We start from the raw sequence: 18,600 nt of genomic DNA, 5'->3' as shown, positions 1-18,600 counted from the left end.
CCCGGGTCAGGACAACGCCCGAGGGGGGAGCGGACTCATGGTGGGGAACGGCGTCCAGCACACACCCGAGCCGCCGATGGTCGGCCGTCAGGCCGAACGCGAAGCCATCGGACGACTGCTCGAGACGGTGCGCGACGGCCTGAGCGCCGTCCTGGTCCTGACCGGCGAACCCGGCATCGGCAAGACCCGACTGCTGGAGTACGCCGCAGACCGCGCCACGGAACTGCAGGTGGTCCGCCTGACCGCTGTCGAGCCCGAGACCGGTCTCGGCTTCGGCGCGCTGCACCGACTGCTGCGGCCGTTCCTGCGACTGACCGGCCGGCTGTCCGGGCCGCAGCGGGCCGCGCTGGACGCGGCCCTCGGCCTGGTCTCGGGGCCACCCGCGGACCGCTATCTGGTCGGCCTGGCGACGCTGACCCTGCTGTCCGAGGCCGCCGCCGACCAGCCACTGCTGTTCCTGCTGGACGATGCCCAGTGGCTGGACCGGGAGTCCGCCGAGGCGCTCGCGTTCACCGCCCGACGGCTGCATGCCGATTCCCTGGGCCTGATCATCGCCGTCCGCGACGGGCCCGGGGACACCGGCCCGTTCGACGCACTGGACGTGCACGCGGTGACCGGTCTGCCCGAGCCGGAGGCCAAGGTCCTGCTCGCCTTCGGTACCCGGCGGGTGGACACGGCGGTGGCCGACCGTATCGTCGCCGGCACCGGAGGCAACCCGCTCGCGCTGCTGGAGCTGGCCGACGCCCTGACCGCTGAACAACTGTCCGGAATAGCGCCGTTGCCCGACCCCCTGCCCGTCAACCGGCTGCTCGAAGAACACTTCCACCTCCTGGTCGAAGCCGTGCCGCCCGAGACCGGAACCCTGTTGCTGCTGCTCGCGGCGGCTCCCTCGGACGACACACGGATGATGTGGCGGGCCGCCGGGCGCCTTGGGCTGTCGGCCCGCGCCGCCCAGCCGGCGGTGGCCGCCAAGATCCTCGGCCCAGACACCCCCATCGCCTTCCGCCACCCCCTGATCCGCTCGACGGTCTACGCCGGAGCCGAACCCGGCGCACTGCGCCGGGCGCACGCCGCACTGGCCGCCGCCTGCGACCCCGTACGCGACGCCGACCGCCGTGCCTGGCACCGGGCCGAGGCCGCCGACGGGGTGGACGACGGCGTCGCCGACGACCTCGAAACCGCCTCGGAGCGAGCACGCTCACGCGGCGGCTACTCCCAGCAGGCCCTGTTCCTCTCGCGCGCCGCCGACTTCACCACCGCCCCCGACAAGCGGGCCGAGCGGCTGCTCGACGCGGCGCAGGCCCATCTGATGTCCGGTGACGCGCAGGCCGCACGGACGGCGCTGGACCTCGCCTGTTCCGGCGTCCGAGGTCAGGTGATGCGCACACGCGAGCTGCGGATGCGGGCCACCGCGCAGATGTTCCAGATCGCCGTCGCCGACGTCCCCGCGATGCTGATGGGCGCCGCGGCCGGACTCGGCTCCCAAGATGCGCTGCTGACCTGGGAGCTGCTCTGCGAGGCACTGCACGCGGCGCTGGTCGCCCATGACCGTACGCGGGGCACGTCGCTCACCGAGGTCGCGGCGGCGGCCGTCGCCGCACGGCACGCCCCGCACCCCGCCGGGCGCGGTCGCGACCTGCTGATGGAGGGGCTGGCCCGGCGCGTGGCCGAGGGCTACGAGTACGGCGCGCCCGTGCTGCGTGGCGCACTGGACGGGTTGCGGGCCGGCGAGGGGATCGGCGACGTGGGCAGCCCGTTCGCGGTGGTGTTGTCCATGGCCTGCGACGACCTGTGGGACGCCCAGGCCGGGCGGGACCTCGCTGCGCGGCTGGCGGGGGCGGACCGCGACAGCGGCGCGCTGTACGCGTTGGGCATGACGCTGCTCGTCGAGGCGCGCTACGCGTTGGTGGACGGGCGGTTCAAGGAGGCGGAGGTCCGCTACGCCGAGTTCGACGACATCGCCGCCGACACCGGTTTCCCCGGCGGCGGAGACATCAACCGGGTCCAGCTGTTCGCCCTGACCGGCCGGGAGGCCGAACTGCGGGCGGCGGTGCGGCGGACTGCGGAGATCAGGAGCATCGGCCACGGCCTGCTCCACCTGCTGGCACAGCACGCGCTGACCCTGTTCGAACTGGGGCAGGGCCGCTACCGGCAGGCACTGAAGCACGCACTGAAGGTGTTCCAGGAGGACCCCCCGGCCTGCGGCAACCTCGTGCTGCCGCTGCTCGTCGAGGCGGCTGTGCGCACCGGCGACCGAGCCCGCGCGGGCGGGGCCCTGGCCCGGCTCGAAGAACGCGCCCCGCTCGCCGGTACGCCGTGGGCGCTGGGCGCCCTCGCCCTCGGCCGGGCGTTGACCGCCGAGGGCGACGATGCCGAGAAGTTCTACCAGGAGTCGGTCGACCTGCTCGCACAGGGGCCGCTGGCTCTGGAACAGGCCCGGTCCCGGCTGCTGTTCGGTGAGTGGCTCCGCCGCCGTAAACGGCGCTCCGACGCCCGCAGGCAGCTGCGCGCCGCGTACGAGAGCTTCGACGCCTTCGGCGCCCTGTCGTACGCCGAGCGGGCCCGCGTCGAGCTGCTGGCCACCGGCGAGACGGCCCGCAGGCGGACGGAGGAGACCAGGTTCGATCTCACCCCGCGGGAGAGGCAGGTGGCCTCCATGGCGGCCTGCGGCCTGACCAACGCGGAGATCGCGACGAGGCTGTTCGTCACGGCCTCGACCGTCGAGTTCCACCTCAGCAAGGTGTTCCGCAAGCTCGGCATCACCTCCCGCAAGGAGATCCCCCGCGTGATCGGCGAACCGGACCCGGCGGCCGAGGCCTGACCCTACTTGGCCAGGAAGGCCAGCAGCGCGGCGTTGACCTCCTCGGCGTGCGTCCACAGCAGGCCGTGCGGGGCGCCCTCGATCTCGACGTATTCGGCCGAGGGCAGCAGCGCGCGGAAGGGCCGCCCGGTGGCGTCGATCGGCAGGATCCGGTCGGCCGTGCCGTGCAGGATGAGCGCCGGCACGTCGATCTTGGCGACGTCGGCGCGGAAGTCGCTGATCCAGGTGGGCACACAGGCCACCGACGCGTACGCCGACGCGCCCGCCGCCACGGTCCAGGAGGCCCGCACGGCCTCCTCGCTGATCCGGCCGCCCAGCGTCTCGTCGAGGTTGTAGAACGCCTCGTAGAAGCTGGTGAAGTAGGCGTAGCGGTCCTTCGTCACCGCCTGCAGGATGCCGTCGAAGACGGACTGGTCGACCCCGTCGGGGTTGTCGTCGGTCTTGAGCAGGAAGGGTTCCAGTGAGGCCAGGAAGGCGGCCTTGGCGACGCGCTCGGAGCCGTACGTCCCCAGGTAACGGCCCACTTCCCCCGTGCCCATGGAGAACCCGACGAGTACCGCGTCGGTGAGGTCGAGCTCGGTCAGCAGTGTGTCGAGATCGGCTGCGAAGGTGTCGTAGTCGTAGCCCGTGGTCGGCTGCGAGGACCGGCCGAAACCGCGCCGGTCGTAGGTGATCACCCGGTGGCCCGCCGCGAGCAGGGCCGGGAGTTGCCTCTCCCAGGAGTGGCCGTCCAGGGGGTAGCCGTGGATCAGCACGACGGGCTGCCCGCTCCCGTGGTCCTCGTAGTACAGCTCGACGTCGGTGGAGTTCTCCTGGCCGACGGTGATGTACGCCATGTCGGTTCCCTTCGCTTGCTCGTGGTTGCTGCGGATCGGCGGGGGGCGAGGTGGCGACTCGCTCTGATTCACAGGGACGGCGGCGGGCCGGTGACGCGCAGGTGGAAGGCTTCTGCGGAGGCCACGACCGCCGCCAGGTCGAACTCCGGCGGCAGGTCCCCGGCCTCGGCCACGGGCGTGCCGTTGGCCCTGAAGTACTCCTCGATGCAGGCAGGCGTGAACAGCACGGCGATCCGCGCCCCCTGGGGCGAGCGCACCAGATAGCTGTGCGGAACCCCGCGCGGCCCGTACGCCACCTGTCCGGGCACCAGGTCGTGGCGCCGGTCGCCGACGAAGAACGTCACCTCTCCGTCGAGGACGAACCAGACCTCCTCCTCGTCCTCGTGGACGTGGTGCGGGGGTGCGTGGCCGGCCGGGTCGGCGAACTCCATCAGGCTGAGGCGGTGGTCGGTCGCGGCGCCGGGCACCAGGATGCGCGCCTGGCCGCCGAGGAACCAGAAGGGTTCACGCTCGGCCGTCGGGTCGAAGGTGGGGAAGAACCGGGTCATGTGCGCTCCTGACGTCATCGGTGGGTGCCCAGGAAATGCAGCAGCAGGTCGGTCGTCTCCTTCGGGCGCTCCTCGTAGATCCAGTGGCCGGAGTCGGGGACGACGGCCGGGGTGACGTGGGTCGCGTAGTGGCGCACCTGCCGCCCGACCGACGAGCCGAGGCTGCCGGAGGCGCCGATCGCGAGCACCGGCATGGTGAGGGGCTTCTTCCGGAACCGCGCGTTGTCGACGATGTCCTGCGGGAAGGTCCTGAACCACGCGAAGCTCGCTTCCAGGCGCGCGGGCTCACGCAGGTAGGAGGCGAAGACCCGCAGTTCGTCCGGGGTCAGGGCGTCCTTGCGGAGGGCGATGCCCCGCATGAAGCCCGACGTCCAGGTCAGTTCGCGGCCCCGGATCAGGCTCTCGGGGAGGCCGGTCCGCAAGGAGAAGAAGCCGAAGTGCCAGGCCCCGGGGCCCTGGGCCGTCAGCGCCGGGTGCTCGTAGATGCCCGGGTCCGGGATCGGGGCCTCGCTCAGTACGAGTTTCCTGACGCTGTGCGGGTACTGCGCGGCGTAGGCGTAGGCGACCATCGTGCCGATGTCGTGGCCGACGACGTTCACGCCGTGGTCCTTGCCGAGCGACACGAGGAGTGCGTGCAACCGCCGGGCCATGGTCTTCTTGTCGTAGCCGGACGCCGGGGCGTCGCTGTGGCCCGCGCCGGGCAGATCCGGTGCGACGACGGTGTAGTGCTCGGCGAGCGCGGGCATGACGTCGTGCCACTCGTACCAGGTCTGGGGGTAGCCGTGGATCAGGACCAAGGTGGGGCCGTGGCCGCCGATCACGTAGTTGACGCCGAGGCCGGCGACTTCGGTCTTGTGTTCGCTGAAGCCGGTGGGCATCCGCTCAGTCGCTGACGGTGCCGGCGTGCCGGAGGCCGTGGCCGTGAGAGTGGTCGAGCCGAGGCCGACGGCCAGGGCGAATACCGCGGCCACCAGCGGGCGGGACCTGGGCAGGCGTGATCTCACTGATCTCTCCAAGCGGTGCGAGGGGAAGCGAGGCGCGACGGGTACGGTGCCGGACGTGCGGGGCGGCCGGTCAGAGGGAGTCGGTGAGGCCGCCGTCGATGACGAAGTCGGCGCCGGTGATGTTCGCCGCCCGGGGGCCGGCGAGGTAGAGCACGAGGTCGGCAACTTCGGAGGGCCGGGTGAAGCGGCCGGTCGCCGACTGGCCCGCCGCCGCGTGGGCCACCTCCTGGGGGTCGACGCCCTGGGACTGGCCGACCGTGGCGGCGACGCCGTCAGCACCCTGCCACAGAGCCGTCTCCACCGGGCCGGGACCGATGGTGTTCACCCGCACGCCGTGCGGCGCCACCTCCTTGGACAGGGCCTTGCAGAAGTTGGTCAGCGCTGCCTTCGCCGCGCCGTAGTCGATGACCAGCGGGTCCGGCAGCCGGGCGTTGACGGAGGAGACGGTGACGACCCGTCCCGCGCCGGTGGCGAGCAGATGCGGCAGGGCGGCCCGGGTGGCACGGACGGCGGCCAGGAAGTTCACCGTGAACGTCCAGTCCCAGTCCGCGTCCGTCACGCCCAGGAAGCCGTCCACCCGCGGCCGGACCGCGCCGACGTTGTTCACCAGGACGTCGACACCGCCGTGCACCGCGACGGCCTCGGCGACGAGCGCGGCAGGACCGTCGGGCGTGGCGAGGTCGACTTCCACGACGGTGAGCTCGCCACCCTGCTTCACCAGTGCGTCCAGGGCCTCACCGCGCGTCCTCGTTCCGGCGACCACACGGGAGCCGGCCGCCAGGAAGGCCTCGACGACGGCCAGTCCGATACCCCGCCCGGCGCCGGTGACCACGACGGTCCGTCCGGCAAGACCCGCATCCGCACCGGAGCCTGCGGCGGCGGGAGACACCGGAGAACTCACCGCCCGGCCTCCAGTCCCTGCTGCCGCAGCCACGTGAGAACGGTGTCCGCGACCTCCTTCCAGCCGCCGTCGATCGTCAGGGAGTGCCCCCGGTCGGGGAAGTTGATGATGTCGGTGACGGCCTCGGAGTGCCGGTACTGCTTGAGGGTGGCCCGGGTCACGACCTCGGGCACGGTGTGGTCCTTGCCGCCGGAGATGAGCAGCAGCGGACCTCGTCCGCTGTTCTTCGTGTCGACCTTCGCCGGCGAGTGGGGGTTGAAGTTGGCGGAGGCGGCCTCGTACAGCGGCTTGCCCGGCGCGGGGATCGTCCAGCGCTCGTACAGCGCGGCGGACTCGTCCTCCGCGATGGCGTTGCCGAAGGCGAACCGGAACTGCTCCGCGCTCAGGGAGACGGAACGGCGCTTGTTGGCCGGGTTCCTGAAGACCGGGAACGTCGCCTTCAGAGCCGACAGCGGCAGGGGCAGCACGCCCTTGATCTGCGCGGCGTCGATCGCGACCGCCGCGGCGGCGCGGTCCTGGCTGAGCAGTTTCTGCGCGATCATCCCGCCGAAGGAGTGACCGACCAGGATCGGCCGGGCGGGCAGCGCCGCGATCAGGGCCGCGTAGTGCTCGACGACGTCGTCGATGCCGTAGCCGGCGACGCTCTCGGGGTTCTGGCGCGCCTCCTCGACGGTGTCGGGGTCGCCGGGCCAGCCGGGCGCGGAGGGGTCGTAGCCCGCGTCGCGGAACAGATCGATCCAGGGTTGCCAGGAGGTGCTGTGCAGCCAGAGTCCGTGGACGAAGACCACGGGAAGCGAGACGGTCATGGCTGGGCCCTTCTGTGTGGGTGTCCTGACCCGGCAGGAACCCACGAAACCGCAAACCCTGGTGCCTTCGCACCGGGGTGGCACCCCAGTGGTTCAGAGGTGGAAGGTCGGAGATCCAGTAGACGCCGCCGTTGACGACCGTCTTCACCACCCGGATGTCGCCGCGCCCCTCCGCGGGGGCCCCGGTGCGTGACTCACAGGGCGCGATCGGAGACGGTGAGCAGGTAGGTGCCGTAGAAGAGGGACACGCAGGCCAGGGCGGTGAACAGGACGACGATGGTGCGGAGCCGGCTGCGGGCCAGATGCAGGGCGAGCGGGATCAGCAGCGGGAAGGCCGGCAGCAGGAACCGGGGCTTGCTGGTGAAGAAGTGGGTGCCGCCGACGGCCATCACGATGAGGACCGCGCAGTACGCGAGCAGGGGCAGGGACATTCCGTTCAGGACGCAGAAGACGAAGAGCAGCAGGAAGCCCAGGACGATCGCCGCGGTCACGTACATGACCAGGGTGTCGTGCCCGACGACCAGGTGCTTGAGCGTGTGGGCGGTGAAGCGGCCGAAGTCGAACCGGGAGCCCCACATGCTTTGTACGTGGAAGTAGCCGAGGGGGTTGTGGGTTTTGAGCCCCACATACCCGATGTAGCCCAGCCACCCGAGCGGAGCGACTGCGGCGGCCGTCCAGGCGCGCGGAGCGGTGGGCAGGCCGGTGCGGCGCAGCTGCCACAGGTGGGCGACGGCGCCGACGGCGACGGCGGCCGCCACGGCGAGGCCGTTGGGACGGCACAGCCCGGCCAGCACCGCCAGTGTCGCCGCGGTCAGCCACCGGCGGGTCAGCACCGCGTACAGCGACCAGGCGGCGAAGGCGGTCATCAGGGGTTCGGTGTAGGCCATCGTCAGGATGATCGCGTGCGGCAGCAGCGCCCACAGCGCCACGAGGATGATCCCGACGCGTCGTCCGTGCAGCCGCTCCCCGACGGCGTAGACGCCCCAGGCGGCCACCAGGGCGGCGGTCCATGCGATGAGCAGCGCCACATTGACCGGGCCGATCGGCAGCACGGTGTTGACCGCGTGGATCAGGCCCGGGAAGAGAGGGAAGAAGGCGAGGTCGCTGAAGACGCTGTGGCTCCACGAGGGGTGGACGATCAGGCCGTAGCCGTACTGCGAGATGTGCCAGTACCAGTGACCGTCCCATTCCAGCCCGAGTACGGTCCGTGGGTGCTTGCCGAGATGCACCGACCACAAGGTCGCCATGATGACCCCGGTCAGCCGCACGGCCGTGAACAGCGCCAGGGCCGGCAGCGCCTTCTGCAGCGCGCTGCGCCATCGCCGCTGCTGTGGCGGTGGGTCGAGTCTCATCACGAACCGTTGTTTGAGCGTGCTGCTCGCCTGCATGGGGCTGTCGCCCATGGTGACCTCCTTCTCTGCCCTGCAGGAGGGAGCGGCCGGAGGCCTGGTTCCATGTATGAGAAATCTCTTACTTCAGAGGAATCTACGACATTCCTCGCCAATGCTATATCAGCGGCGCGCCGTCCTGCGGGTTCCGGGCGGTCCGGCACCCGGGATGCGGAGCGGTGAGGCGCGCGTGAGGCTGGTGCCATGTCGGAGCGCCGTGCCAATGTCGAACCGCCGTCCGGGACGCGGGGGCGCAGCCGGGGCGGCGCCGTCAACGATGTGGAAGCCGTCCTCGACGAACTGTACGCCACACCACCGTCCGACTTCGTCGCCCGACGGGAGACGCTCGCCGCCGCCGCGAGAACGGCCGGCCGGGCGGACGACGCCCGCCGGATCCATGCCGCGCGCCGCCCCACCCTCGCCGCCTGGGCGGCGAACCTCCTGCTGCGCTCCCAGCCGGAGGAGAGCCGGCACTTCCTGGAACTGGGGGAGTCACTGCGCGAGGCCTACCGCACCCTGGACGCCGACGGACTCAAAGATCTCTCCGCGCAGCGCCGTCGTGTCGTGTCCGCCCTGTCCCGGCAGACCGCTCAGCTCGCCCTCGAGGCCGGGCACCGGCTCTCGGAGCCGGTTCAGCGGGACCTCGAGGCGACCCTGCGCGCGGTGCTCGCCGATCCGGACGCAGCCGAGCAGTGGGCGGGAGGCCGCCTGATCAACGCGCTCACCCCGCCATCGGGCTTCCGCCCCGGCACCGTACCGTCGGCCGCGAAGCCGGCCACCCGGGGTCGCCCGGCTCCTGCGCAGCGGGCGCGGGCCGAGGAGGACGAACTCGCCGAGCGGCGGCGGGCCCGCCAAGAGCGACTGGCCCGGGCGCAGGAAGAGGCCGAGGCGGCCGAACAGCGGCTGCGCGAAGAACGCGCCCGGCAGACGGACGCCGAAGCGGAGCTGCAGCGGGCGCGCGAGGGCACCGAGGAGGCCCGCCGACGGATGTCCGCCGCGGAGGAACAGTTGCGGCAGGCCCGCCAGGAGTACCGGCAATCCGAGACCGACCGGCAGGAAGCCGAGAAGCACAGCCGGTCCGCAGCCGACGCTCTCGCCCACGCCGAGCGGGACGCACGCGAGAGGGCACAGCACCTGCGACGCGTGAGCGCGGACTCGACATAGGCGGCACCAAAAGGGTGCCGCCCATGGAGCTGGGCTACTCCTCGTCGGAGGTGGCCACGGGGCGCGTGCGGCCGGGTTCGGGCATCTCCCCCTCCTGCGCGCGGATGTGCAGGACGTCGCCGATGAACAGGTCGTACACCAGGACCCCGACCACTCCACCGATGAGCGGTCCGACGATGGGGATCCACCAGTAGTCTCTGAAGGCCCCGGCCAAGCTGCCTGGCATCGCCAGGTCCTTCCAGCCCGCGGCCCAGGTGAACAGGCGCGGACCGAAGTCGCGGGCCGGGTTGATGGCGTATCCGGCGTTCGCCCCGAAGGACATGCCGATGGCCGCGACGGCGAAACCGACCAGAAGGGGACCGAGGTTCGCCTGCACCGCCGTGTTGCGCAGGTCGATGAGCGCGACGACCAGCATGACCAGGAATGCCGTACCGACGATCTGGTCGACCAGGGGTCCCCAGATGCCGCCATGGAAGTACGGTGCGGGGAACGTGCCGAAGATCGAGAAGGACGCGAGCGTGTGCCCGTTGGTCTTCGGCCCCTTCATCGCGCTGTCGAAGGTGTTGATCGCGGCGTGGTACACCCAGTAGACCAGCGCGGCCCCGGTGAACGCCCCGACCAGCTGCGACGCCCAGTACGGCAGGACCTTGGGCCAGGGAAACTTACGGCGCACCGCGAACGCGAGGGTCACCGCCGGGTTGATGTGCGCACCGCTGACCCCGCCGGCCACGTACACACCGAAGACCACCGCCATCGCCCAGCCCCAGGTGATCAGCAGCCAGTCCCCGGCACTGAGGAAGAACGTCGTCGGCCCTGAGGTGCGACCCGAGCCGGGCAGCGCCGCGACCGTCATCGCGACCACCCCGCAACCGAACGAGATGAGTACGAACGTCCCGAGGAACTCGGACAGGCACTCACCCCACAACCCGCCGCGGCGCCTCAACCGGGACGGCTTCAGCAAGGGCGCGATCTCTACTGCCATGTGATCCTCCCAAACTGGCCGGTGGACGGCCTGAGGAGGGGAATGTGCGGATGAAGTTGTCTTTGCTGTTCCCCACTAAGGGGAAGCAAATATTGTGCCATGTCATCGTATATCCGTAATGATCGGCCCGCACGCCTGCCGGTCTCGGGATGATCGTTCACGGAGGCCGGCCGGATTCCGAAACGACGGTCAGCAGCCGAGGTCGCGGGGGAGAATGACGGTCATGACGTACGAGGGTTCTTCCATCGATCCGGCCAGGCCGAGCATCGCGCGTGTCTACGACTACCTGCTGGGCGGCAAGGACAACTACGCCGTGGACCGCGAGATCGGTGATGTGTTCAAGCGGGACCTGCCCGGTTCGGTGGCGATCGCTTTCGCCAACCGGGCGGCCTTGACCCGGGCGGTGGCGGAGATCGTGAAGACCACCGGGATCCGGCAGTTCATCGACCTGGGCAGCGGTCTGCCGACCGCTGACAATGTTCATCAGGTGGCGCAGCGGCACGCACCGGAGTCCCGGGTCGTGTATGTCGACATCGACCCTCAGGTACTGGTCCATGGTCGTGCACTGCTGGAGAAGGACGAGCGGACCCGGGTCGTGGCGGTCGATGTGCGCAAGCCGGAAGCGATTCGCACCCACCCCGACACCCTGGACATCATCGACTTCACCAGCCCCGTCGCTGTCATGTTCAGTGCCATCCTGCACCACGTCAACGATGACGAGGATCCCGCCGGTCTCGTCCGGTACTGGCGTGAACAGGTGCCCTCGGGAAGCTACTTCTTCCTCAGCCACTTCCGTTCCGGCCACAACGCGGAGACGGTCGAGGCGGAGAAGGTACTTCAGCAGACCTTCGGCCGCGGCCGGTGGCGCACCGACGAGGAGATCGCCTCACTGCTGGAGGGCCTGGAAATCCTCGAACCGGGGATCCTTCCCGCGCCGCTGTGGCGCCCGCAGGAGACCGACAGCCGCTGGGGCGGTGTCGGACAGCGGGAACTCACGGTCTGGGAGCACCTCATCGTCGCCGGACTGGCCCGGAAACCTTAGCCATACCCGTCGCACCCTCCCCGGCGACGACTCCCCCTGACCGCCCCGCCGTACGCAGCTCCTGGGGCCCCGGCCATCACGTTGGGGCCACCAGCAGCATCACCACCGACCGGGTGTGGGTCAGGCCGACTGCTCTGCCTGTGGCTCGTCCTGTGGGGCGGACTGGGCGGCGTCGGGAGTGGTGTAGTAGACGGACCGCCCTTGCCGGGTGCGCTGCGCCTGGTTCTTGGCCACCAGCCCTTCGAGAGTCGTGCGCACGACGGTGGTCTTGATGGTGCGCTCGGGGTGCTGTTGTTCCAGCGAGGCGGTGATCTCGGCAGCCGAGCGCGGTTCGCTCTGGCCCCCCAGTTGCTCGCGCACGAGGTCGACGAGTTTGGGCGCTGCCGACGAGGTGACCGGTGCCGTGGCGGCGGCCTTCTTGCCGGTGCGCTTCCTTGCCGTGGCAGGCTTCTTGACCGTGGCGGGCTTCTTGGCCGCGCGCGATGCACCCGTTGCCTTCTTGCGCGCGGCGGGAACCGAGGCAGTGGGCGTCGCGGTGACGGCTTCCGGCGCGGGCTGGGCCGGCGCCGCGGGGACACCGAGGGCCTGCTGGATGTTCACCAGAACGGTGTGGTCCTGCTGGAGGGCGGCCAACTGGGCCTGCAGGGCTTCGATCTCGCCGTGGAGGCGTTGTTGCTCCTTGAGGTTGCGTTCGAGGTCGCCGGCCACCTGTGTGCTGTACTGCGAGGTCAACTCGGTGGAGGTGACGGTGGTTTCGGACATGGTGCGCACATCCTTCGCTGAGTGGCCACGGCCGGTGGATTGCGGGCTGTGGCGTATGCGGAACGTCATGCGTGTGCTGTTCAGCCTGGTGTCATGCAGGCGGTGACGATTGCTGCAGCACAGCTGTGTCGTAGTGATAGTACGGAAGACTGTGTCATGTGCTTCACCGCATGTGTCAACTTGGCCCGGCCCTAAAGGACCCCGGCTTGGAGGTAGTGCCCAGCTGGCTGCTGGGTTGACTCCTCCGTCCAGCCACCCCTATCGGGTGGCAGGGGCGCGTGACTCACGCCCCGCGTTCCACACGCTCTCGCCACGGGTGGCGATGTTGTGGGAAGCGTTCCGGTCCGCGTGGGCAACGACCCCGCACCCCCGGCAGATGAAAAGTCCCTGGTCGACACGGTTGCGTTTGTCGACGTGGCCGCACTGGGCGCATGCCTGGGACGTGTACCGGGGGTCGACGAAGACCAGGGGCACGCCGGCCCGCTTGGCCTTATAGACGATGAAGTCTGCGAGCTGGGCGAAGGCCCAGGCATGGAGTGCGACCCGTTGGGGCTTGCGGAGCCGTACCCGGTTGCGGATGCCCTTGAGTTCTTCCAGGGACAGGCCGCGTCCGGTGCGTTCAGCCTCGGTCACGATCGTCTTGGAGATGATGTGGTTGGTGTTCTTGACGTGCCGTGCCTCGCGGCGGGAGCGTTCCTTGAGCCGGCGCTTGGCGCTCTTGGTGTGCTTCTTCTGGAGCTTGGCCCGCAGGGCACGCTGCCGCTTGCGATAGCGGTTCAGGGCGCGTCCGGCGGCCTGGTAGCCGGTGGATGTGGTGGCGATGTTGACGATGCCGAGGTCGACGCCGATGAAGCCGTCCGGCTCGTAGGGCTCGGCCTCGGGAACCTCGCACGTGGCCATCAGGTAGAAGACGCCGTCACGCTCGATCAGGTCGCACTCGCCCTTGCGGTAGGCCTGGAGCACCTTCAGCGCGTCCGCCGAGCACATGAACCGCACGCCCTTCAACCGGCCTTCGATGGTCCAGATCGACACCGTCCGCAGGTCGTACTGCCAGCTCAAACACCGGTCGTCATACGGCTGCGCGGCCTCGGGCCGGAACATGATCGGCTTCGACTCCGCCTTGCGGCGGCGCTTCGGCTGCGGCGTGCCGAGATTCCCGGCCCGGACGTTCGCCCTCAAGGTGGTGTAGGCATCGCTCACCTTCTTGATGGTGTGTTGGGCGGCCTGCGCCCCCAGCCCACGGGCTTTGAGTTCGGCGTAGGTGTGCTTGCGTAGCTCGTACTCACGCGGCACCCCGTGAGCGAACGCCACTTCGGAGACCCAGCACGCCAGATCGTTGACCGTGCGCAGGGTCGCGGACAGCGCGGCGGCCTGCTCAGGCTCCGGCATCAGCTTCACCTGCGTCACGATCTTCACGACGATCATCGTAATACGGTTGATCCATGTCACATACTGGGCGCCAAACCCCAACGTTCGCAGGGGCCGTACGGTCGTCCACACCTTCCACGCTCACTTGGTCTTCACACCGAAGTGCCGGCGCGGACCGTTCACCGACGAGATCCTTACGCGCCGCGAAGAGATAACGTGGGCCGTGTGCGCCGACTTCGAAACCGAGCTGGTGGAGTTCAACGGCGAGCGTGATCACGTCCATCTGCTCGTGCACTACCCGCCCAAGGTCGCCATCTCGCGGTTGGTCGGCTCCCTCAAGGGGGTGTCCTCCCGCAGACTCCGCCAGGAGTTCCCCGGCCACATTCCGCAAGTACCTGTGGGGGACCACTTCTGGTCCCCGTCCGACTTCGCCGCATCCTGCGGCGGCGCACCGCTAGGGATCATCAAGAAGTGCATCGAGAACCAGAAGCGACCCGGTTGAGGGCAACAGCGCAGACCCGTGCACCGATGCGGGGCACTCCTGTCTTGAGAAGCGCTTCCTCTCGGGCGTGAACGCCCGGGGTTCCGCGCTAGATCATGCTGAAATACTGCAGTGACAACGCCTCGAGCTATAAGTTGTTTCGATGACCGATTCCCCGCCGCCCGGCGGCGCGGTCCTCGACGGGGACGAGTTGGATGCTCGGTGGGCGGACGCCTGGCGGCCGGAACAGGTCGATGAGCGGCTGCGCGGGGTCTGCGTGCCCTGGTGTGTCGCGGCAGGGTGGACGCTGGACCTGTTCCGCGGACGGCAGTCCCGGCCCCATGGCGACCTGGAGATCGCCGTGCCTGCAGCGGGCTTCCCGGAGGTTCGGGAGCGATTCCCCGAGTTCGTCTTCGACGCGGTGGGTTCGGGACGTGTCTGGGCAAGCGCGGGAGCTGAGGCGCTCGCGGCCACGCACCAGACCTGGCTGCGTGATCCGGCGACAGGCCAGTTCCTCTTCGACGTCTTCCGCGAGCCGCACGAAGGCGGGATGTGGATCTGCCGGCGGGACGACAGCCTGCGGCTGCCGTACCACGCGATCATCGAACGGAACACGGACGGCATCCCCTATCTGGTGCCGGAACTCGTGCTGCTGTTCAAAGCGAAGGATCCGCGAGTCAAGGACCACGCCGACTTCGACGGCGTGCTGCCGCTGCTGAGTCAGGTGCGGCGAGACGTTCTCGGCCGATGGCTGACGCGTGTGCATCCCGGACACCCCTGGCTGGCGAGACTGGCGCGCCAGTGACGTGGGACGTCATGAGGTCCCGAGCGCGGCACGAGTCAGCCCCGGCTCAAGGTGTCTCGTGACGATCAGGTGTCACAGAGTTCTGACCGGCCCGGCCCGGTCCGGGGTGGCGTCGTCGCCTGGTCAGCGAGCGGTGTTCTCGGCGACCGGCTTCTCCTCGGCTGCTGGGCGTTGCGCTGTGGCGGCGGATCGCAGCAGGGTGGCGGCGAGGAGGAGAGCTACGGCGACGAGGCCCGAGCCGATGCGGAAGGCAAGCTGGTAACCACCCGTGAGTGCCGAGGCGGTGCTTGCACCGTCGGCCAGGAGGGCATCCGTATGCGAGGTGGCGAGCGTGCTGAGGACCGCGAGGCCGAAGGCGCTGCCGATCTGCTGCATGGTGTTGAACATGCCGGAGGCGATCCCCGAGTCCTGGGGCGTGGCCGCTGACATCGCGAGCGTGGCGAGCGAGGGCATCGCGAGGCCAAAGCCGATGCCCAGCGGCAGCAGTGCGGGCAGGACGTCCACGACATGGCTCCCGCCCGCCGGTACGCGGCCGAGCGCGGCGAGACCTGCCGTAATGAGCGAGGCTCGGCCGACGGTGCATGCAGTGGACCGTCCAGCCGGCCCGCCCGCCTGTTGACATCCACACGAGTGACGCCAACTGCCCCCGGTCCACGGCTAGTCTGAGTCCAGGGGGGCGGCGGGGGCGGTGGGGATGGCCTGGGAGATGCGTCGATGGGGCCTGGTGACGGCGAGAGCGCTGCTCGCCGCCGCGGTCGTGGCGGCGCCGGTGGCCGCTCACGTGGAGTGGGTCCGGACGGCTGTGAGGGTGTACGACCGGGCAGCCGCGGCGGCGGGTGACCACGGCGGGCACGACGACAAAGGGACCGGGAAGACCGAGGCCGCGGCCGAGAGACGCTACCGGGCGGAGAACCATCCGCTCCGGACCGGGTCGACCCGGTTGAGCATCGCCCCGGGAACCGGTTCGGACGCGGGGATGTGGGTCGCCGCGGTCAAGTACGTGGCCAGACTCCGCCAGGACGACCCCATGGTCCGCGACCTCAGGACCGGCGACCAGGACCTGAGTTCGTGGCTGCCGTTCACGATGGGGCTGGGCGAGCGAACCTCCGACTGTTCGTACAGCCAGTTCGATCCTTATGTAGGGGACGACGGCATCTCGCAGAGCTCGTCCGACGCGCCCGTGTATGCCACGGCAATCAGCGCTCAAAGCTGGAAGGGCGATGCCTACGACTGCATCAACGGGAACACCGAGATCACCCTTCAGGTCGCGAACGGCCGACTGGGTGCGCGCGGCATGTACGACCGGTGGACCCTGACGATCGACACCCCCGATCGCACCATCAAGAGCCTCAGGGGCGCCACCACGCTCCGTCAGAGCACCCACAGCGCGGAACTGCTGCTACCGGCCCGCGCCGCCCGGATCACCGTGGAACTGGACGCCAGTGACTATCCGGGGACCCGCGAGCCGAGCGGAGTGGCGTTCGTCGCCCGTGCGCTCCAGCAGCAGCCGAACCCGGGATGGGAGGCATCCTGGCTGGTCCTCGCCGTGACCGTGGTGACCAGGTACTGGGTCGTGCCCTTCGTGCGGGACTGGGCACCACGGACCACCCGGCACCGCTGGACAGCGTCGGCCGTCGCGGGCAGCGCCCTGACATGTGCCTTGCTGCTTTACTCCCTTGCCGGGCCCCGCCCCTGGCCGTGGCCATGGTCCTGGCTCGACTACCCCGGCAGCGGGGCGGTGCTGATGGTCTGGTGGTGGGTCGTCCTGCCCTTCCTGGTCGCGGCCTTCGTGCTGCGGCTGATCACAGGCCGCCCTCCTGGGCCGCGCCGACTACTGCCTCTGGCGGTCCCGAGCCTCCTCCTGCTGGCACCCATGTCGGTGCTCGCCCTGACGGGCCGGACAGCTGCCCCCTTCCTCGTGCTCGCTTGCGCAGCGGGCGTCACCGCAGCCGTGGCATGGGCCCTCGGCGGGGGCCTGTGCGGGCGCACCGGGAAACGCTGGGCCGCCACCGCCGCAACGGGCAGCTGGCTGACCGCCCTTGCCGCCGGTCCGGGGATCGGCCTGTCCAACACCTATGACTACCTGCCCTTCGGCTCATGGCTGAGGGCGGACACCATCGGCTTTGCGGCCGTAGGCTGGGGCTGGGTCGGCGTGGTGTGGATCCTGCTGGTCTTCTTCGACCATCGCAGGTGGATCGCCTGGGTTTCCAGCATCGCCCTGCTGGGCGGTGCGGTGTGGACGGGCATCGTCAACAACATGGGTTTCACCTGGGACAGGGACGCCGGCGTATGGCGGGTGATCGGGCCCGACGACTTCAACGCGGCGAGTTGGCCCCTCGGCTTGGTGGAAGTGGGGATGCTCTGGGCTGCTCTGAGGTATCTGCGTGGCTATGACGCCGAACCCGGAGAGGGTGGCTGGCCCCGGCACACCCGTACGGCCATGCTCGCCCTGGGCCTCACCGCAGCGGGATCCGGCCTCGTGATGTACGGGTTCATCGAGTTCTACGGGGACACGCGCAGCGCTTATTACACCGCCCTCGTGATCGCCGCCGTCGGCTTCTCGTGGCTGCTCCCGGCGTCCGCGGAGGCGCGAGCCGCTCGCCTGCACAACACTCTTCCACGCGTGCACAACCGACTGGTGCATGCGCTGTTGAAGGATCAGGCCCTGGCCGCGGGCCGTCGTGAGTTCCTCACCCAGTCGCGGGTCGGCCTGGCCGCCGGTGAGCTGACCCCACGCGAATGGAACCGGCGCTGGAACAGCCTGAACGCGCTCGGACCCAGAGGTACCGCACCTCAGCGTTCGGTCGCCCTCCGGACTGTGGCCCTCGGTACTTCGGGCGGCCGAAGCGGACTGCGCAATGGCGTCGCGGGAGCGGCGGCGCTGACTCTGCTCACGCTCCCGTGGCTGGCGTACACGCTGCCACCACTGCTGGGCCGGGCCCACGACATACAGGACATCGCGGCATGGGCGTACTGTCTGCGCTGGCCCCTTTACGGCTTCGTCTATGGCTACGCCTACGCGTGGCTCCGGGGCGCCGGCCCCATCGGGAAGGCACTGTGTCTGCTGGCCGTGGTCCTCCCGGTCGAACTGGCCCAGCTCCTGCACCAGGGCATGACGCCCGGCCGTTTCGCCGTCTCCCTGCTGATTACCACCGGCAACGGCCTGGCCGTCCTCCTGGTCCTCGGGCTGTACTGGGAAGCTCGTCTGGTACGCGCCGCCGGCCTGCGGTGGGGCCAGATCCGCAACTTCCGCTCGCTGTCGGCGGTGGCTGTCCCCGTGACGACCGTGCTGGTGGCGGTGGCCACCACACTGGCCACGACGATGGTGGGCGCGTGGGTCACCCCCGGCACCGGCCCGGCCCCGGACAGACCGTCCGTCGGAGCTTCGCAGACACCGGGGCCGTGAGCAGCTGCGCTGATCATCGCCTCGACCCCTGGGTGAACCGTCCCGTGCACCGGCATGAACCCCGGTGTGACTGCGCTCAGTTGCCTGTTACCGAACGCGGACAGACCGGCGTGAACGACGCCTGCCTCGGCGTCATCTCATGGGGTGTAGCGAAACAGCCGATGCGGCCGGCCGCTCTGCGGAGCAGAGGGGTGCCGCGTTCTGACAGACCATGGGGGAGCTTTCATCATGACCACACACCGTGTCCGCCGCACCGCCCGTTCCGCCGCGCTGGCCGCCGCCACTG

15 protein-coding genes and 1 pseudogene are annotated in these 18,600 nt (G+C 69.9%); 6 read left to right on the top strand and 10 right to left on the bottom strand.

What is annotated here, in order from left to right; genetic code table 11:
• The first annotated feature begins 37 nt into the window (after positions 1–37).
• Complete coding sequence (locus tag ACIRVK_RS32115; RefSeq protein WP_404253292.1) at positions 38–2,821, top strand: AAA family ATPase; 2,784 nt, start codon at positions 38–40, stop codon at positions 2,819–2,821.
• 2 nt (positions 2,822–2,823) lie between these two features.
• On the opposite strand, the gene ACIRVK_RS32110 is transcribed toward ACIRVK_RS32115, so the two are convergent.
• From ACIRVK_RS32110 to ACIRVK_RS32085, 6 genes are all read right to left on the bottom strand, one after another.
• Positions 2,824–3,657 (bottom strand): alpha/beta fold hydrolase, encoded by an 834-nt coding sequence (locus ACIRVK_RS32110; protein WP_404253290.1) that lies wholly within the window; start codon positions 3,655–3,657, stop codon positions 2,824–2,826.
• 68 nt (positions 3,658–3,725) lie between these two features.
• Complete coding sequence (locus ACIRVK_RS32105; RefSeq protein ID WP_404253288.1) at positions 3,726–4,205, bottom strand: cupin domain-containing protein; 480 nt, start codon at positions 4,203–4,205, stop codon at positions 3,726–3,728.
• A 14-nt stretch (positions 4,206–4,219) separates the two neighbouring features.
• Positions 4,220–5,209: an alpha/beta fold hydrolase gene (locus ACIRVK_RS32100; protein ID WP_404253286.1), complete on the bottom strand. Its 990-nt coding sequence runs from the start codon at positions 5,207–5,209 to the stop codon at positions 4,220–4,222.
• 70 nt (positions 5,210–5,279) lie between these two features.
• The gene (locus tag ACIRVK_RS32095) at positions 5,280–6,110 is read right to left on the bottom strand and encodes an SDR family NAD(P)-dependent oxidoreductase (RefSeq protein WP_404253284.1); all 831 of its coding nucleotides are present in this window, start codon (positions 6,108–6,110) and stop codon (positions 5,280–5,282) included.
• A complete protein-coding gene (locus ACIRVK_RS32090; protein WP_404253282.1) occupies positions 6,107–6,916 on the bottom strand; it encodes an alpha/beta hydrolase in 810 nt (269 codons plus the stop codon). The genes ACIRVK_RS32095 and ACIRVK_RS32090 overlap by 4 nt, the downstream gene beginning before the upstream one ends.
• 194 nt (positions 6,917–7,110) lie before the next feature.
• Positions 7,111–8,319 (bottom strand): hypothetical protein, encoded by a 1,209-nt coding sequence (locus ACIRVK_RS32085; protein WP_404253280.1) that lies wholly within the window; start codon positions 8,317–8,319, stop codon positions 7,111–7,113.
• Between the two features lie 189 nt (positions 8,320–8,508).
• Here ACIRVK_RS32085 and ACIRVK_RS32080 point away from each other — a divergent pair, with 189 nt between their 5' ends.
• Positions 8,509–9,468, top strand: a complete 960-nt coding sequence (locus ACIRVK_RS32080) for a hypothetical protein (protein WP_404253278.1) — start codon at positions 8,509–8,511, stop codon at positions 9,466–9,468.
• Positions 9,469–9,502: 34 nt separating this feature from the next.
• Here ACIRVK_RS32080 and ACIRVK_RS32075 read toward each other — a convergent pair whose 3' ends face one another.
• Complete coding sequence (locus ACIRVK_RS32075) at positions 9,503–10,450, bottom strand: MIP/aquaporin family protein (protein ID WP_404253276.1); 948 nt, start codon at positions 10,448–10,450, stop codon at positions 9,503–9,505.
• Between the two features lie 214 nt (positions 10,451–10,664).
• Here ACIRVK_RS32075 and ACIRVK_RS32070 point away from each other — a divergent pair, with 214 nt between their 5' ends.
• Complete coding sequence (locus tag ACIRVK_RS32070; protein ID WP_404253274.1) at positions 10,665–11,492, top strand: SAM-dependent methyltransferase; 828 nt, start codon at positions 10,665–10,667, stop codon at positions 11,490–11,492.
• Positions 11,493–11,612: 120 nt separating this feature from the next.
• On the opposite strand, the gene ACIRVK_RS32065 is transcribed toward ACIRVK_RS32070, so the two are convergent.
• Both ACIRVK_RS32065 and ACIRVK_RS32060 read right to left on the bottom strand, forming a co-directional pair.
• Entirely contained in the window at positions 11,613–12,254 is a 642-nt protein-coding gene (locus ACIRVK_RS32065) for a hypothetical protein (protein ID WP_404253272.1), read from the bottom strand.
• 258 nt (positions 12,255–12,512) lie between these two features.
• Positions 12,513–13,679, bottom strand: coding sequence for an RNA-guided endonuclease InsQ/TnpB family protein (locus ACIRVK_RS32060; RefSeq protein ID WP_404253270.1), 1,167 nt, complete (start codon positions 13,677–13,679; stop codon positions 12,513–12,515).
• Between the two features lie 13 nt (positions 13,680–13,692).
• Between ACIRVK_RS32060 and tnpA the strand changes: the two genes are divergently transcribed.
• Both tnpA and ACIRVK_RS32050 read left to right on the top strand, forming a co-directional pair.
• Complete coding sequence (tnpA, locus tag ACIRVK_RS32055; RefSeq protein ID WP_404253406.1) at positions 13,693–14,124, top strand: IS200/IS605 family transposase; 432 nt, start codon at positions 13,693–13,695, stop codon at positions 14,122–14,124.
• A gap of 142 nt (positions 14,125–14,266) precedes the next feature.
• Positions 14,267–14,908 (top strand): nucleotidyltransferase domain-containing protein, encoded by a 642-nt coding sequence (locus ACIRVK_RS32050; RefSeq protein WP_404253268.1) that lies wholly within the window; start codon positions 14,267–14,269, stop codon positions 14,906–14,908.
• Between the two features lie 123 nt (positions 14,909–15,031).
• On the opposite strand, the pseudogene ACIRVK_RS32045 reads toward ACIRVK_RS32050, so the two are convergent.
• Positions 15,032–15,472: pseudogene (locus tag ACIRVK_RS32045) on the bottom strand (MFS transporter); the annotation flags it as partial.
• Positions 15,473–15,614: 142 nt separating this feature from the next.
• Between ACIRVK_RS32045 and ACIRVK_RS32040 the strand changes: the two are divergent.
• On the top strand, positions 15,615–18,314 hold the full coding sequence (locus tag ACIRVK_RS32040) for a hypothetical protein (protein WP_404253266.1): 2,700 nt from the start codon (positions 15,615–15,617) through the stop codon (positions 18,312–18,314).
• Positions 18,315–18,600 lie beyond the last annotated feature (286 nt).

The sequence above is a fragment of the Streptomyces sp. NPDC101152 genome (assembly GCF_044768275.1).
GTDB lineage: Bacteria > Actinomycetota > Actinomycetes > Streptomycetales > Streptomycetaceae > Streptomyces.
Note: the sequence above shows the minus strand (reverse complement) of the source record. Positions and strands in the feature narration are given on the sequence as shown.